This is a genomic window from uncultured Cytophaga sp., from assembly GCF_937863595.1.
Lineage (GTDB): Bacteria > Bacteroidota > Bacteroidia > Cytophagales > Cytophagaceae > Cytophaga.
This window is the reverse complement of sequence record NZ_CALMGQ010000122.1, coordinates 18,420-36,215: the sequence shown is the minus strand read 5'-3', so window position 1 is coordinate 36,215 and position 17,796 is coordinate 18,420. Positions and strand designations below refer to the sequence as shown.

Below are 17,796 nucleotides of genomic sequence, written 5' to 3'. Positions count from 1 at the left end.
CAGGTTTATTATGGTATACCGCTTCTACAGGCGGAACAGGTTCTTCTATAGCACCAATTCCAGCTACGAGTGCAATAGGTACAACTAATTATTTTGTATCTCAATCCACAAATGGTTGTGAAAGTAATCGTGCTCAAATTGCAGTAACGGTAAATGCCGCTCCAGCTACACCAACAGTAACAGCAGCGGTATCCTATTGTCAGAATGCTACTTCTTCAGCTTTAACAGCAAGTGGTACAGGTTTATTATGGTATACCGCTTCTACAGGTGGAACAGGTTCTTCTTCAATACCAATTCCAGCTACGAGTGCAATAGGTACAACTAATTATTTTGTATCTCAATCCATAGCTAGTTGCGAAAGTAATCGTGCGCAAATTACAGTAACGGTAAACGCTGCTCCTCTAGCAGAAATATCAGTAGTTGGAAGTACAACAATTTTACCTGGTTCTACTGTAACATTGAATGCGAATACTGGTACTGGATTAAGTTATATATGGTTTAATGGGAATACGCAGGTTGGAACAGAATCATCGTATGTTGCTGGTACAGTAGGTAATTATACAGTTCAAGTTAAGAACGTATCTCAATGTGTTGCTACCTCAGTCATAACATCTTTATCTACACGTCAGGATCAACCTTCTGTAATAAAAATTACTTCTTTCGAAGATAATGCAACGGTGACTTCGCCCGTAACCATCACAGCAGATGTAACAGATGTGGATGGGGCAATCGTGTTGGTTGAATATTTGGATGGAGATGTCGTAATTGGGTCAAGTACTTCTGCTCCATATGCCTTTACTTGGATAAATCCTTCAGATGGGCCACATTCAATTAAGGTAAAGGCAACGGATGCATTGGGTGGAGTAACTACTTCAAGTCCTATACACATAACTACGAATACAGCAACGACGACGGCAACAAGATCTTCAATGAATAATGTGTTTGCTATTATCTATCCAATTCCTGCGATGAGCGAACTTATTGTAGAGTCTGGGATTGACTTGACTGGTGCTTTCTTTAAAATAACCAATACTCTTGGTGAAGAGATTTCAATACCTATTCAAATTGAAAGCATGAATGCTCGATTGGATGTGAGCGGTTTGTCAGATGGTGCTTATGTGTTATTTATTAATCAATATTCAAGTATTATTACAAAGAAAATTATTGTTGCTCATTAAATATAATTTAGTTGTTATTATATAAATAAGTAAATTATATTAATTGTTGTATTTGAAAGCTATATAGTTGTTTGGAATTTTTAATATTATTCCGATCTTCTATATAGCTTTTTATTTTTGTTGCTTTAGCAAGAAATTAAAAAAATGTATTTTTTATTTTAAGGGAAATTGAGCTTTGTCGGTATTAGCGCTTCTCACCAGACAGGATGGACAGGTTTAATAGCTGAATTAATTAATAGAGTAGGTATTACGAAAAAATAATTATGAACGTTTCAATAATATACTTGACATTAAACATACAAGAATGGATATGGATAGTAGTCTTGGCTTGCATACTTATTGTGTTATGCATACGTATTAAGTGCATTTTAACTATACGATGAAGGGAACTTACAGGAGATATTTCTGGAATGATATTCGAATGAATAAACTTAATGTTGGTACAGAATTCTTTAGTGATTAAATATCCCCATACTTGGATGTATGCAAATTCCTAATCTGATTTTATTGGTTAATCGATCGTAGTTTAATAAGTTTTCTCCATAGCCATCATAGAATTGTAAGTAAATATATTGGTTTGAATGTTTTAGTGGATTATAATAGATACCGGTTTGTATGCTTCCATTCAAATTCAACTTTGCCCCTTTTCGTATGAGCGCATTGACTTGTAATTTATTTTTTATAATCTCCCAATTTATTGTCACTTCTCCATAACCCGCAAAATCGGTGATATTATTATTATCATTCATTGAAAATGGAATCCATGCTTTCGCTATGACTGTTATTTGTGGCGAAAGCAATGCCATATAACTTACAGACGTATAATTCCAACTTCTAGAAAAAGTACTGTCTCTGCCATTTGATTCATGTTCAACTTGGAACATTAAAACCCCAATTTGTTTTCCATTTTTAAAAATGAATTTACCTAAACCCAATCCTGGATTAAATATATTTTCTTGGAAGGGACTTGATTTTTCATAAATTTTCCAAAAAGATTTTTGTGTAAATGTTAGATATAAATAGCTTTTAAAAGGTAGGCTAGAATTGGTGATTCGTTGTTTAAAGCTAATCTGCATTTTAATATCCGAATTTTTTATTGTTGGGCTTTCGTCAAAGGTAGTTCCAGTAATAAAATAATTGTCTTTATAGATTGTAAAAGAGGGTTGACTTTTAAGAATACGTGTTATGGAGTCGCGTTGAATTTTTTCTTGTGCTAAAAGAGTAATAGATTGAAAAGAAATTATTAAAATAAGTAATGTAAATATTTTTGAAAAATGTGTGAAGGTAATGATATTGTTATTTTTTAACATGGCAATAAAATGGATGTACTACTTTTGTAGCAATGGTTTCAGCTATATAAGTTAGCCTATAAAATTGGAGAAAAAAAGTAATTAGAATATTAGCAGTTCTCGTTTTTTATACTGGTAATGATTGATATTTATTGACGTAAAATCAGCGGATGATATTGAGTCAAGAAATAAGTATACTTGTTTTTTTTGTGCTATTATCCTCTTTTGAACAATGCATCTATTCATACCATACTTTGAACTATCATTACAATGAATTAGAACTTGATATATAGTAACTTATTTAAGTTATCCACATAATGATTACATTTCCTGTATTTTTTCGTCTTTATGGAGTGTCTATAATTATTTTTACCTATCTATAATTGAATTATAAATATAATTTTTATTAATATTTCAATAATTAAAAAACTTTTTTGTAGATTGTTATACTATTTCTAGTTTTAATTGACTTTAACCAATAATTATGAATTTATTTTATAACCTTAAACGAAAATTTATCGTATCGTCGATATTTTTTTGTTTCGCGTTTGTAGTGCATGCCCAAACGCCAGTTGCTAAGTACGGACAACTTAAAATCTTCAATGGTAAGGTTTGTGATAAAAATGGCAACCCCGTTATATTACGAGGTATGTCTATGTTCTGGAGTGGCTATCCTGAAGGAGCTCCATATTACAACACAACAACTATAAATTGGTTGCGTGATGACTGGTGCGTAGATGTAATTCGTGCTACTATGTCCGTAGAGACTGGTTCTAGTACTTATATCAATAACCCAGCTACAGAATTAGCCAAAATAAAAACGGTGATTGATGCATGTATTGCAAAAGGAATATATGTTATTGTCGATTTTCACTCACATAACGCAGAGAATTATAAGTCGCAAGCAAAAACGTTCTTTACGGATATCGCAACTACATATGGCAATCAGCCAAACATTTTATATGAAACATTTAATGAACCGATCAATCAATCTTGGTCTGGTACGATTAAGCCTTATCACAACGAATTGATTACAACGATTCGTGCAAAGGATCCCGATAACATTATTATATGCGGAACAAGAACATATTCTCAAGATGTAGATGAAGCTGCAAACGATCCGGTAACGGGAACAAACATAGCATACACACTTCACTATTATGCAAATTCACACAAGGCTTCTTTAAGACAAAAAGCTACCAATGCTTTAAATAAAGGTGTAGCACTTTTTGTAACAGAATACGGTACATGTGATGCTTCAGGTAACGGAGGTTATAATGCTGCAGAATCTCAGACATGGTGGGATTTCTTAGAAGCGAATAAAATCAGTTCTTGTAACTGGGCTATTGATAATAAAAATGAAACATCTGCTGCATTAACTTCAGGTGCAGGACTTTCAAACTGGAATGCAGGGCAGCTTACACAGTCAGGTACGCTTGTTCGCAACTATATTAAAGGAAAATGTAATTCTGTATTGGTTACAGGTTCACTTACCGTTGCATTTGCAGGAAATAAGGTGAGTTATAATGCAGGAGATGCAGTAACGATGACTGCAACTGCAACTATTTCTACGGGTAGTGTTGCACGAGTTGATTATTATGATGGCGCTAATTTGATGGTTTCCAAACCAACTAATCCATATTCATATACAACATCAACGCTTTCATCTGGTGGACATAATATTACAGCAAAATCATACAATGCTGCTGGCGCATTGGTTGCAGAATCACCTTTGTATACCATCAGTATTGTTGGTGCATCAAATGTTTCTACTACGGGTATTACAGATCAGTTTGAAACAGCTACACAATTCTCTGAAATGACAGGTGGTACAAATGATCCTGCATGTTCTCCTTCAAGTGTTACAGGTGCAGCAGCAGGTATTTATTGGTTTGAAGATAGAAATGCAGCAACGCCTTTTAAAGCGGAAGCAACACGTGCTGGAGATGGTACGCTTCAATATATAGTATCTCAAGCTGCAAACTCTTACAATGTTGTAGGATTTAATTTTGGAGAATATTGTGTTGGAACTACAAAGAGTAAGTATACGTTAGATTTGAGTCAAAACGCAGTATTAAAATTGACAGTGTCTGCACCGGTAACAAATACAGCAACACTTGATTTGAAGTTTCAAATGAAAGATGCCGACGGCACCGTAATCGCAATTAATAAATTGGTTTTATTACCAAATGGTACTGTTGATGGTCCGAACTGGTATAAATATGAAGTAGGTTTTAGTAAAAATCACGTAACTCCAGATTTCTTATCTCTTGCACCAAATAGTACAACCAATTTTGTATTTGATTTCAAAAATGCATTATCTATTAAGAATCCGAATAATCCGACTTTTCCTGCTGATATCAACACAAATAATGCAGACTTTGATTTCAGTAAAGTTGTAGAAGTTGTTATTATTCCTGTAAATAAATTAGATACAGGTGCTCCAAACTATCAGCCACTTGCATTTACAGATCAGAAAATTATTTTTTCAGGTTTAAGTATGGGTGATCCTTCATTGGGTACAGACATTTGCACAACACCTAAAGCAGTTGTTGTATCTGATATATCGTATTGTGAAGGCGCAACGGATGCTATAGCATTAAAAGCTACAGGTATTAATGGTTTGACTCTAAAATGGTATACTACTTTAACCGGTGGTGTTGCCAATACTGTTGCACCAATACCTTCAACTTCCGTTGCAAGTACAACTACTTATTATGTAAGTCAAGCAACATCAAGTCCAAATACATGTGAAAGTATTCGAAGTCCATTAAAAGTTACTGTTGTAGCACCTATAACTGCTGATGCTGGTGTCGATCAAACCATTACTACTGCTATTTCTGCAGCTTTGGTTGGAACGGGTTCTTCAGTAGGTACTTGGACCATTACGACAAAACCTGCAGCGGCAACTGTTACATTTAGTCCTACAGCTCCGTCTGCTGCTGTTACTGCAAGCGGATTAACTGTTGATGGTGCATATGTATTTAAATATACCGTAGCTGCATCAGGATCTTGTCCTGCTGCGTCTTCAACAATGACTGTTACGAAAGCTACCCCTGTTTGTACAACTCCAACAACTGCGAATGCTGGTACTGCTCAATCAATCACAACTGCAACATCTGCTACCTTGACTGGTACAGGAACTGTAGTTGGTACGTGGACAGTAACAAATAAACCAGCAAATGCAACGGTAACATTTAGTCCTTCTGCAAATGCTGCTTCTGTTACCGCAAATGGTTTAACAGTTGACGGTACCTATACATTCCTTTATACTGTAAAAGGTGTTAGTCCATGTGTTGATGCTACATCTCCAGTAAATGTGGTTAAAGCAACTCCTGTTTGTACAACTCCTACAACAGCAAATGCAGGTACTGCTCAATCCATTACTACAGCAACATCTGCTTCCTTGACTGGTACAGGAACGGTAGTTGGAACATGGACAGTAACAACTAAACCAGCAAATGCAACGGTAACATTCAGCCCTTCAGCAAATGCAGCTTCTGTTACAGCTAATGGCTTAATTGTAGATGGTACATATACATTCCTTTATACTGTAAAAGGTGTTAACCCATGTGTTGATGCTACATCTCCAGTAAATGTGGTTAAAGCAACTCCTGTTTGTACAACTCCTACAACAGCAAATGCAGGTACACCGCAATCGATCACTACAGCAACATCTGCTTCCTTGAAAGGTACAGGTACTACAGTGGGAACATGGACAGTAACAACTAAACCAGCAAATGCAACGGTAACATTTAGTCCTTCTGCAAATGCTGCTTCTGTAACTGCAAATGGCTTAACTGTTGATGGTACGTATATATTCCTTTATACCGTAAAAGGTGTTAGTCCTTGCATAGATGCTACATCTCCAGTAAATGTGGTTAAAGCAACTCCTGTATGTACAACACCTACAACAGCAAATGCAGGCACTCCTCAATCAATTACTACTGCGACTACGGCATCATTAAGTGGTTCAGGTACAAAAGTAGGTACATGGACAATCATAACTGTGCCAACTGGTGCAGCCGTTACATTAAGCCCTACTGGAGCAGCAGCAGCTGTTACGGCAAGTGGATTAACGGTAAACGGTACCTATACATTTAAATATACGGTGACTGGTACGAGTCCTTGTGTGGATGCATTCTCTACAGTAGATGTGGTTAAATCAGTAGCACCTTGTACTGTAGCAACAACGGCAAATGCCGGAACTGGACAAACGATCACGACAGCTAATACAGCGTCATTAAAAGGCACAGGAACTTCGGTAGGTACATGGACGGTACAAACAAAACCGGATGGGGCAGCTATTACACTAAGCCCTACAGGTGCATCTGCTAATGTTACGGCTAATGGTTTAACCGTTGATGGTACATATACATTCTTATATACTGTAACGGGTGTTAGTCCTTGTGGAAATGCTACTTCAACTGTAAATGTTGTTAAATCAACTCCTACATGTACAACTCCTACAACTGCAAACGCAGGTACTGCACAATCGATTACTACAGCAACAAGTGCTTCTTTAACAGGTACAGGAACATCAATTGGTAAATGGACAATACAAAATAATCCTGCAAATGCAACAGTTACACTTAGTACTTCTGGTGCATCTGCAACAGTTACTGCAAGTGGATTAACAGTTGATGGTACGTATACATTCTTGTATACTGTAACGGGTGTGAGTCCTTGCGGAAATGCTACTTCAACTGTAAATGTTGTTAAATCTACTCCAACATGCTTAACTCCTACAACGGCAAATGCTGGTTCTGCTCAATCAATTACTGCAGCTACTACGGCTTCTTTAATTGGTTCGGGATCAAAAGTTGGTACTTGGACCGTAGTAAATAAACCTGAAGGTGCATCTGTTACGTTTAATCCTACAGGTGCATCTGCTTCTGTTACGGCAAGTGGTTTAACTTTGAATGGTACATATACATTTAAATATACAGTACTTGGGACGAGTCCATGTGTAGACGCATCTGCTACGGTAGATGTAGTAAAATCAACTGCTCCGTGTGTTACTCCAACTATTGCAAATGCAGGAACAGCACAGTCTATAAGTACTGCAACGACGGTTACACTTTCAGGTACAGGAACATCGATCGGAACTTGGAGTTTACTTACAGGGCCAAGTACTGTTTCATTTGGTACTTCTGCGAATATGGCTTCACTTACAGTTACTGGCTTAACAGCTGTTGGAGATTATACATTCCAATATTCTGTGGCTGGTACAAGCCCTTGCGTTACAGCTACTTCACCTGTTGTAATATCTAAGACTACTACAACAGGTATTAATGCTGCATATTTAGATGCAAACATTCAATTATATCCAAATCCGGTTACGGATAGGTTACAAGTAGATGTATCAAACGTTGGTGGTATTATATCATTGAAAATGTATGATATGTTAGGTAGAATAATTTATTCAACTGAAAATGCATCCATTGAAAATGTTGATATGTCTGATTTAAGCAATGGTATCTATGTCATTCATATTCAATCTGATTATGGTACATATAGTAAAACAGTAGTTAAACAATAATTTCAGTTGATTTTTTTAAAAGGCTCGTCGTATGACGAGCCTTTTTTATTTTTTAAAGTCGGGAGTAAAATGGGGCAATTTTGTAATTTTTTTTGAATCGGGTATAACAATCCTTGATATATAAAATGTCAAATTGTTTTTATAATTAATATGTTATTTATACATATTAATTATCTGACAGTTCATATTTACAAACTCTATACGGTTATGAAGAACGAAAATAAAATAGATACTGGAAAAGAAAATGTTAAAAAGGAAAACCTTGAATTTCCTGGCTATCCATTATATCCTGCAAGTGAGGATATATATTCAAAAGGAATAAAAGAAGGAGATATTAATCCTGAAGATACTACTAAAAAAAAACGTGCAGTAGAACATATAGAAGGGATGAATGAAAAAACATTCATAGATGACATGTCTGGAGCTGATTTAGATGTTCCAGGATCGGAGCTTGATGATCAACAAGAAGAAATTGGAAGTGAAGACGAAGAAAATAACTATTATAGTTTGGGTGGAGACGATCACGAAGATTTGGATACGGATAATGGTTGATGTAAATCAATTATAATTTAAAAAAAATGACTTAGAATTTTTAAAACATTCTAGGGCATTTTTTTAATACACTTCTTTATCTAATGGATTTTTCTGGAATGCTACCAATAATGAACAATAGATAATGATGATTTCAATCCAGTATTTCTTTAACCAAAAAATACTAAACAATCTAAAAAAGAAAAGTCTCGCCATACAGCGAGACTCTCTTACAATTAAGCAATACGGGAGGTAGTGCTAAAACTTTATTTTGCAAAATTCACAGCACGCATTTCACGAATAACCGTTACTTTAATTTGTCCTGGATATTGCATTTCTTTTTCAATTTTTTGAGCAATATCAAATGATAACATTCCTGCTTTGTCATCGCTAACATTTTCTGCATCTACCATGATACGTAATTCTCTACCAGCTTGTATTGCATAACATTTCAACACACCATCAAAGGATAAGGCAAGTAATTCAAGATCTTTCAATCGTTTGATGTATTGCTCCATCACTTCTCTACGAGCACCTGGTCTAGCACCACTAATTGAATCGCAAATTTGAACAATAGCTGAAATTAAGCCAGTCATTTCAATTTCGTCGTGGTGAGCGCCAATTGCGTTGCAAATTTCTGGAGACTCTTTGTATTTTTTAGCTAACTCCATACCTAAAATAGCGTGCGGCAATTCAGGCTCATCTGGATATACTTTACCAATATCATGTAACAAACCAGCACGTTTGGCAACCTTCGCATTTAAGCCAAGCTCAGAAGCCATAGTAGCACACAATTTCGCTACTTCTCTTGAGTGTTGTAATAAATTTTGTCCGTAAGAAGAACGGAAACGCATACGACCAACCAAACGAATTAATTCAGGATGTAAGCCATGTATACCTAAGTCGATTGCAGTACGTTCTCCAATTTCAATGATTTCATCGTCTAAGTGTTTTGCTGTTTTAGCAACAACTTCTTCAATACGAGCAGGGTGTATACGGCCATCTTGTACCAAGCGGTGTAGTGATAAACGAGCTACTTCTCTACGTACCGGATCAAAACCTGAAATGATAATTGCTTCAGGCGTATCATCCACAATAATTTCTACTCCAGTCGCTGCTTCTAATGCACGAATGTTTCTACCTTCACGACCAATAATTTTACCTTTGATATCGTCGCTTTCTATATTGAAAATAGATACGCAGTTTTCAACAGCATTTTCAGTAGCGGTACGTTGAAGTGTTTCAATTACAATTTTCTTCGCATCTTTTGTTGCTGTCATTTTAGCTTCATCGGTGATGCGTTTGATGTAAGAAGATGCTTCAGTGCGTGCTTCTTCTTTGATGGTGTCCATCAATTGCGCTTTTGCTTCTTCACCCGTAAGGTTGGCTATTTTCTCTAATTGATGAATTTGAGAATTGCGTAATTTTTCTAATTCTTCTTTTCTCTTTGTTAAAATTTCTAATTGAGAAGAAAGGTTTTCACGTAAAGAATCCAATTCAGCTTCACGGCGGGTATTCGTTTCAATCTGTTTGGTAAGTGTTTGTTCGCGTTGCTTAATTTTTTGTTCGTTCTGAATGATTAGATTTTTCTTTTTGTTGGAATCATCTTCAAACTCCGTTCTTAATTTTAAGAAATGTTCTTTCGCTTCAATTTGTTTGTCTTTTTTTGTGGTTTCAGCTTTTAATTCAGCTTCTTTAAGGATTAAATGAGCTTTATCTTTTGCGTCGGATTCTTGTTTGGAAAAGTCTTTTTGGAAAATGACTTTTCCTGCTGCAATGCCAATTCCGATTGATACAACCGCAGTGGCAAGGATATAGATTATTAATTCAGACATGATTATTTTTTAGGGTTTTACAACAATCTCAGTAGATACTGAATGTAGTAGGAGGTAACAAATGCAAAAATTTCTTTAGTTCTATAACGTATTATAAAGCTAAAGCCTCTGAAAGAATATGATCTATGTGCTCTATTTTATTTTGTAGGATTGAATCCTTTTCCGTTAAGCGTTGGCCTGATTTTAACGTATCCATAACTGTATCGATTACAGCCATAGATAATAAGTCTTGTTTATCGTCAATTCCAAATTGCTCACGGAATCTTTTGAGCTTTTCATTTATTAATTTACCAGCCGCACGTATTTGCTCTTCTTCAGAAGCATCCACGCGCATCGGGTATTCGCGATCACTAATTCTGATTTTTATAGATAACTCACCCATAATAAGGGGTTTAAATCAGTTTTATTCTTTGATAAAGGCAATGCATTTGTCAATCTCCTTGATATACTCATTGATTTTGAGCTTTAGCTCAGTCTTCTTATAAGTATCATCTGTGATTGATGTTACAATTTTACTTATTTTCTCTTGATTATGAAAGTTTCTCACTTCTTCTTCTTTAAGAATAATCTGATTTCTCAGTTTTTGATTCTCTAATTGAAGCTCTTTGTGAGTAATCGTTAAACTTTTATGGGCAAGTGCTAATTTTAAAGCTTTCGCTTCAAGTAGTTCTAACCGCTTTAAAATATCTACCGATACAGACATAGCACAAATTATATAAAAACGAGGTATAAAACAATAAACGCAGCATTATAAGTTATACATGAACTCAAATGCGTGAACATCTTTTATATCAGGTAGTTTAATTATTTACGAATAGTGGTATTAAGTTCTTTTTCAAATACCTGCATCAGCTTATTCATAGTTGAGTCAATTGCTTGATCAGTAAGAGTTTGTTCCTTGTCAAGTAATGTAAAACTAATAGAATACGATTTCTTACCACTTTCAATGTGTTTTCCATCATATACGTCAAACACATTAATATCTGAAAGTATTTTTCGTTCCGTTTTTAAAGCAAGTTCTTTTATATGTTCAAACGTTACCGATGCATCTAATACCAAAGATAGATCTCTACGAACTTCTGGGAATTTAGAGATTTCACTATATTTTGAAGTGTTTGAATACAACTCCAATAATAAATCAGCATCGAAATCAGCAAAAAGAACATCTTGTTTTATGTCCGTAGCTTTTAGCAACGCTTTTGAAACATATCCCATTTCAACTAAAACTTTACCCCCATGTTTGTAAATAACTCCTTTTGAAAAGATTGGATTGGATTCGATTTCTTGAACTTGGGTAACTGAGATATTTAATTTTTCTAATATTTGGACTACAACAGATTTCAAATCAAAGAAGTCAACTGCCTTGGATGCCATATTCCAACTTTCAGTATGTTGATTTCCTGTTAAGAAAACAGCCAATTTATTATTCTCTAAATATTTATTTGCTCGTTTCGAATATGTTTTCCCCCATTCAAAAAACTTTAAATTTTTCTGACGGCGATTAATATTATACGCAATGGATTCCAAACCCGTAAAGGAAAGAGAAGGGCGCATAAATGCCAATTCTTCACTTAATTTATTTAAAATGGACACCGCATCTGTTTGTGCAGATAGCAAATCTACATAGGCAGCTTTAGTTAATGAATTTGTAAGGATTTCTTGAAAACCTTTTGCAATCAGTGTCTGATCTACTAAGCTGTGTATTTTATCTGTATCTTTAGTTGGAAATTCTGCTAAAAATTCTGTACTCAAGCGATCACTTAATTCAATATTGTCATATCCGTAAATGCGCAAAATTTCTTCAACTAAATCTGCTTCGCGTTGTACATCAACTCTAAAAGGAGGTATGTCCAATACAAGTAAATCACCATTACGGAAAGCTAACTTAATATCGAGTAAACTAATAATTTCTAAAATTCGGTCTGCAGGAATTTCTTTTCCAATTACTTTGCAAATACGTTGATGTGTTGTTTCAATTCTGAAAGGAGGGAAGGTTTCCGTTTGAGAATCTAAAATGTCTGCAGAAATTTCACCACCTGCAATTTCAACAATCATAGCAGCGGCTTTTCTCAAAGCAACTTTTGGCATATTGGGATCCGTACCTCTTTCAAAACGGAAAGAAGAGTCAGTCTTTAAACCATGTTTCATCGATGTTGTCCGTATTATTTCTGGATTGAAATAAGCACATTCTAAGAAAATATGACGCGTGTTTTTTTGAACTCCAGATTCTAATCCACCATACACACCAGCCATACACATAGGTTCTGTAGCATTGCAAACCATTAAATCTGATTCTAATAATTTACGTTTTTCGCCGTCGAGTGTAATGAACTCAGTGCCTGCCGGAAGATTTTTTACAACAACCGTATGTCCTTTTATTTCATCTAAATCATATGCATGAAGTGGCTGGCCTAAACTATGCATTACATAATTTGTAATATCAACAACGTTGTTGATTGGGTTCAAGCCAATCGAACGCAAACGTGTTTTGATCCATTCAGGTGATTCACCAATCTTAACTCCAGTAATAGTGAGGCCTGTATATCGCGGACATGCTTTTGTATTTTCAACTTTTAAATTAATCCCACTTGCTTTAAAGCCTGGTTGGAAATTTTTAAGATCAACTTTTTTAAGATTTCTATTTAATAATGCTCTTAGATCTCTCGCTACTCCTAAGTGAGAAGCGGCATCCGCACGGTTTGGAGTTAAGCCTATTTCAAAAATAGAATCTACTTCAACATTGAAATAGGATTGAGCAGAAGTTCCTGCTGCGATGTCTTTCTCAATAACAATAATTCCATCGTGAGACTTACCCATCCCAAGTTCGTCTTCAGCACACAACATGCCTTCAGAAACTTCACCGCGAATTTTAGATTTTTGAATTTTAAAAGGTTCGCCTTCAGAAGGATACATCGTTGCGCCAATAGTAGCGACAACAACTGTTTGACCAACTGCTACATTAGGTGCACCACAAACAATGTTTAAGGGAGTTTCCGCACCCACATCGACGGTGGTTTTGCGTAAACGATCTGCATTTGGGTGTTGCTCGCAGGTTAATACTTTCCCAATAACGATCCCAACTAAACCACCTTTTATACTTTCGTAGGCTTCTACTTTTTCTACTTCTAAACCTGAATGAGTCAATAGTCTAGCTATTTCTTCGGGGGATTCTGTTAAATCAATATAGTCTTTAAGCCAATTATATGAAATGCGCATGTATTTATTCTATGTTATAACGCGCAAAAATACGGAATAAACTAGAAAGAATATAGTTAACTGAATGATTAATTAAATCTAAAAGTTAAAATAATGCTATTTAAAATGCTAGCACACCTATACCCACGCTAAGTGTAAATAGGTAATCCGAGAACATTTTGGATGTACATGCAGCATATACTGGGTCGAAATCGATGCGCGTATCAGAAGCTTTTATGCGGGTTAAACCATAAAAATTAACACCGTATTTAAGATTTGTGTCTATTACCAGCCTATTAAATAATATTTTTTGACTTCCCATTCCAATTAAAATAGTACTAGTGGAAATGGTATTTATTTGTTTGTTTCCACTAGCATAATAACGACCATCATCACTTACTGTTACATAGTTTTTTAAATATTCAATTACGAAATATCTTCCAAAAGGTGCTAGTGCACCAGATGATCTATTCAAGAAGAATTTCATATTTGCACCTAGGTTGTACCCGTAAAAGTTTGCAGCAGATTTGAAGGTTGTGGGTGCTGCAGGATAAGATTGCCCAATTGGTGTTGTCGAAAGTTTGTTCAATAGTATGATGTCATTTACTTGTTCTGCAGAAATACCAAAAGAAATATTCCTTGAAATGACATAGTCCATACCAACTGAAAACTTGAAATTAAAATCTAATGGTTTTTCGTTTGCAAACAAAAAACCTGTAATCGGCATTCCATGTATATTTGCTTTTAGTATACATCTTTTTCCCATATATCCGGGAACTTGTCCAAAGGAAATAGACCCGTATAAACTAGTAAGGAATAAAAATATTAATATAGTTTTTTTCATTTTCCTTTTTTCATTTTTAATAGTTGATAATACATGGATGAATTTATTGCACCCATAGAATCTCTATATTTAAGCAATCGAACATTTTTATAATCAAATGCTTGATTTCTACAATTTAAAGTTATTAAATAGGTGTATGTTTTAAAAGAGGGAGTTACTGCATAATATAGTCCTATTGGAAATGTTGGAAAAACCAAAGCTGTCCATATTACTACAAAAACCTTAACAACTGGACTTTTTTGAATGTGGAATGAATAGGTTCCCATTAAAGCTAAATGATGCGATTTGTATCCATTACAGGTAGTATCTACTAATTCGAAATCTGTTGAAATAATTTGTGAACCATTCGTTAAAACCTCTTCTACTTGACTTTTAAATAAAGAATGATTATGAAAAGCAAGCGTATCATTTTTTGTCCAACCAACTGAGCTCACAATGGTATCTCTTATTTTTAATTGATTGGATATCTTTCTTATTTGTTCGTTATATATAAGTAGAGATTTTTCTGAAGCAATAAATTTCTCTTCTGTTTTTCTTCTTAAATCAAATTTTTTATAAACAGGATCAAGTATGATGATGTTGTCAATTTTTGCATATCCTGTTTTAGATTTCTTTTTATTTGCTAAAACAAGTCCATCATTATCTACTGTAAAGGAGTTCTTAGATTCTTCAGAAATGGAATTTAAATATTTTTCAACAAAAGGAATAGATGCAATCGTAGTTCTACCATTTGGTATGTGTTCTAGATTTTCTTCATTGTCTTGATAGATAAATTTAAAATCATATAACAAATCTCTTAATCGAATTTCTTTTACAATAGTTTCTTCTCCGGGATATGTTTTTAAATAAAAATAGGTGCTTAATATATTGAGTTCAGTATCCGATAATTGTTTCAAATACTCCGCAATAAATTGAATTTCTTTTGGTGTATTACTTGTAGTTGTATTTAAATTATCTTGATCTTGAGAATTTCGATATTTTGACGCAAGGTAAAATGTTTTACACAATAAATTATTTAAGTAAGCATTATTAGGATCATTTTGTAAAAGTTCATAGATACAATAAAACGCATATAAATAATTTCCTTTCTTTAAAAATATTTTCGAAACTTCAAATTGAGCAATCTTTTGTATGGTAAAAAAATCTTTTTGAGGAAGAATAAAGTATGATTTGTTGTGATTTAAAGAATCAAAAAGTTTAGAAATCGTTGTAATGCGTTGAGATAATGCTGGATGTGTCTTACTATCTGCTTCAAGATCTTCCGTATATTTTAATGAATCAAAATCAATAGATTTAAACGTTATGTGAAGGCTGGTTTCTTTACTGAAGAAAGAGGGAGTGAAGTGATACGTATCTTTTAAAGGAATATCAGATGCTAAAATTTTCATTACTTCCATTCCTGCTTTTGGATTATATAGAGTACCTAATAAAAGTTTAGTGCTCTCTATATCGGATTCTATTTCTTGATCTTTTGCATACGTTGTATTAGAAAATAATATGGATTCTACATTAGAGTCTGAGTAATTGATTCGTATTTTTTTACGCTGAATTTTCTCATTTAGTACGAATCTATTTAATACATGATTTTTTTCAAAATGAGTAACCTCATGTCCTAATATAAAAGCTAATTGAGCTTCATTTTCAAGTTTAGCTAGCAATCCAATATTTATAAAAATAATGCCATTGTTGGTTGCATATGCATTTACGATATCAGACAAAACTACATAAACTCGAATTTGTTTTTTTAATTCGGGCTTATGCACTAATACTTTATCTAATACCTTATTTACATATATACCTATTGGGTCATTGTAAAGAACTTTCCCATTGTGAAGCAATTCATCAACTAAAAAGTTGTTTTCTAAGTAAAACTTCTTTTTAGACCGCTTTAGATACGTTTCCTCTTCTTTAGAGATTGTTGTTTTATCTGCTTTAAATTTTGAAGAGGATAATCCTAGAAAGTCTGCTGGAATCTCTCCTGAAGACTTAATATTAATGTAATTGTCAAAATTTTGTGCTAAAGTTTTAAAACATAAAATAGGTAAAAAAGAAATGATTATGACTAAGATGTATTGATTTTGTAATTTTTTCATACCTTCAAATAATTATTCAAAAATGTAGATAATCTATTCAAAATGAAAGTACAGTATTTATTTTATTTTATTTTATTTTTCGTTACGCTTTTTTCAGGGTGCAAAAAAGGCGGAGTTGAACCAAATACTATTATTGGAAAATGGTATGTAGAGCGTTATACTGTGTATGATAGTGACGGTGGTCCTAGTAGTGGATATTATTCCTATGAACCCAAAGAAAATTATGAAAGTGTTGGGGTTTTTAATTTTAAAGCGAATGGGAAAGGGATTTACTTGTTTGAAAATCAGGAATTTGATTTTTTTTATAGTATTTCAGAAAATGGAAATACTAATAATGGAAGTTCCAGTAGTTTTAACGGAATTTCTACAAACAGTAACTCTGTAAATGAAAATACGATTGTATTGGAATTCGACAAATCTGCCATCACTACATTAAATTCTCCTATTATAGCAAATTACTATTTATTAGATGTAACAAAATATGAATTATATTCTAAAACGAGCGGAATGTTACGTTTTAGAACATCCCTAAATAAATATTCTTCCAATGCAGTTTCTAATACAAATAATGTGGAATTTATATTAACTAAGCAATAATTAGCGGCCGTTTGCGATGATCACTTGCCCTGTAACTTCATGATTATTATTGTTTGAGTCTTGTACTTTTACATTACAAAAGGACAGAATGATTTCTGTCTTGGTGTATTCTGCATATATTTCACCTTCATAACCATAATAATAATAGGAACCGTAATACGAGTATTGGTTGAAAATATGAGTTAGCGTTGCAGTACTTGAAGTTGGTGTTAACATTTTTTTTACATCAAATTTCACTTTCCCTATGAACAAGCCTTTATCTGGAATGTCAACTCTAATGGAATTATATGTTGAATAATCTCTACAATCAATATCTATATAATCGTCAATATAGTTGACTTGAGGGTCAAAATGCATGTTTGATCCACTTGGTGAATAGGTATAGGTAATTGTATTTTTTTGTAACGTAGATGCGCAGGGAGCCGTAAGTACAACAGGAACACCCTGTTTAGAAAAACCAGTATTATGAGCATTTAAAGGATCAGGGGCTGGCAGATCTTTTTTACCACAATTTACAAAAAGTAAAACGGATGAGATTATACAAATTAGTATAGTCGTGTATTTCATAGGTTTAGTGTTTTTTAAAAATAACTATTTTTTTTAGTATTATGTGTTTTTTTAAAGCATTTTGTCCTTTTTTCATTTTTTTTGATTCCAATCAATTTGTAACATGATAATTATCATATGTAATC

12 protein-coding genes are annotated in these 17,796 nt (G+C 33.9%); 4 read left to right on the top strand and 8 right to left on the bottom strand.

The window, feature by feature from the left end; genetic code table 11:
• A partial coding sequence (locus tag Q0543_RS10705) for an Ig-like domain-containing protein (protein WP_299252520.1) occupies window positions 1–1,178 on the top strand: 1,178 nt, incomplete at its 5' end.
• A 452-nt stretch (window positions 1,179–1,630) separates the two neighbouring features.
• On the opposite strand, the gene Q0543_RS10700 is transcribed toward Q0543_RS10705, so the two are convergent.
• Entirely contained in the window at window positions 1,631–2,488 is an 858-nt protein-coding gene (locus Q0543_RS10700; protein ID WP_299252516.1) for a phospholipase A, read from the bottom strand.
• 463 nt (window positions 2,489–2,951) lie between these two features.
• On the opposite strand from Q0543_RS10700, the gene Q0543_RS10695 reads away from it, so the two are divergent.
• Window positions 2,952–8,009, top strand: coding sequence for a cellulase family glycosylhydrolase (locus Q0543_RS10695; RefSeq protein ID WP_299252513.1), 5,058 nt, complete (start codon window positions 2,952–2,954; stop codon window positions 8,007–8,009).
• 207 nt (window positions 8,010–8,216) lie between these two features.
• Window positions 8,217–8,561 (top strand): hypothetical protein, encoded by a 345-nt coding sequence (locus Q0543_RS10690; RefSeq protein WP_299252510.1) that lies wholly within the window; start codon window positions 8,217–8,219, stop codon window positions 8,559–8,561.
• A 245-nt stretch (window positions 8,562–8,806) separates the two neighbouring features.
• Here the strand turns inward: Q0543_RS10690 and rny are convergent, their stop codons facing one another.
• From rny to Q0543_RS10660, 6 genes are all read right to left on the bottom strand, one after another.
• Window positions 8,807–10,375, bottom strand: coding sequence for a ribonuclease Y (gene rny, locus Q0543_RS10685; protein ID WP_299252507.1), 1,569 nt, complete (start codon window positions 10,373–10,375; stop codon window positions 8,807–8,809).
• A gap of 91 nt (window positions 10,376–10,466) precedes the next feature.
• Window positions 10,467–10,757 carry a cell division protein ZapA gene (locus Q0543_RS10680; RefSeq protein ID WP_299252503.1) on the bottom strand — a complete coding sequence of 97 codons (291 nt, stop codon included), beginning with the start codon at window positions 10,755–10,757 and terminating at the stop codon, window positions 10,467–10,469.
• A gap of 21 nt (window positions 10,758–10,778) precedes the next feature.
• Window positions 10,779–11,078 (bottom strand): hypothetical protein, encoded by a 300-nt coding sequence (locus Q0543_RS10675; RefSeq protein ID WP_299252501.1) that lies wholly within the window; start codon window positions 11,076–11,078, stop codon window positions 10,779–10,781.
• Window positions 11,079–11,179: 101 nt separating this feature from the next.
• Entirely contained in the window at window positions 11,180–13,591 is a 2,412-nt protein-coding gene (gene pheT, locus Q0543_RS10670) for a phenylalanine--tRNA ligase subunit beta (RefSeq protein ID WP_299252499.1), read from the bottom strand.
• A 100-nt stretch (window positions 13,592–13,691) separates the two neighbouring features.
• Window positions 13,692–14,414, bottom strand: a complete 723-nt coding sequence (locus tag Q0543_RS10665) for a hypothetical protein (protein ID WP_299252497.1) — start codon at window positions 14,412–14,414, stop codon at window positions 13,692–13,694.
• Window positions 14,411–16,507, bottom strand: a complete 2,097-nt coding sequence (locus Q0543_RS10660) for a M48 family metallopeptidase (RefSeq protein WP_299252494.1) — start codon at window positions 16,505–16,507, stop codon at window positions 14,411–14,413. The genes Q0543_RS10665 and Q0543_RS10660 overlap by 4 nt, the downstream gene beginning before the upstream one ends.
• 42 nt (window positions 16,508–16,549) lie before the next feature.
• Here Q0543_RS10660 and Q0543_RS10655 point away from each other — a divergent pair, with 42 nt between their 5' ends.
• A complete protein-coding gene (locus Q0543_RS10655; protein WP_299252492.1) occupies window positions 16,550–17,104 on the top strand; it encodes a hypothetical protein in 555 nt (184 codons plus the stop codon).
• Here the strand turns inward: Q0543_RS10655 and Q0543_RS10650 are convergent, their stop codons facing one another.
• Complete coding sequence (locus Q0543_RS10650) at window positions 17,105–17,671, bottom strand: hypothetical protein (RefSeq protein ID WP_299252489.1); 567 nt, start codon at window positions 17,669–17,671, stop codon at window positions 17,105–17,107. It abuts the gene before it with no gap.
• Window positions 17,672–17,796: the final 125 nt, after the last annotated feature.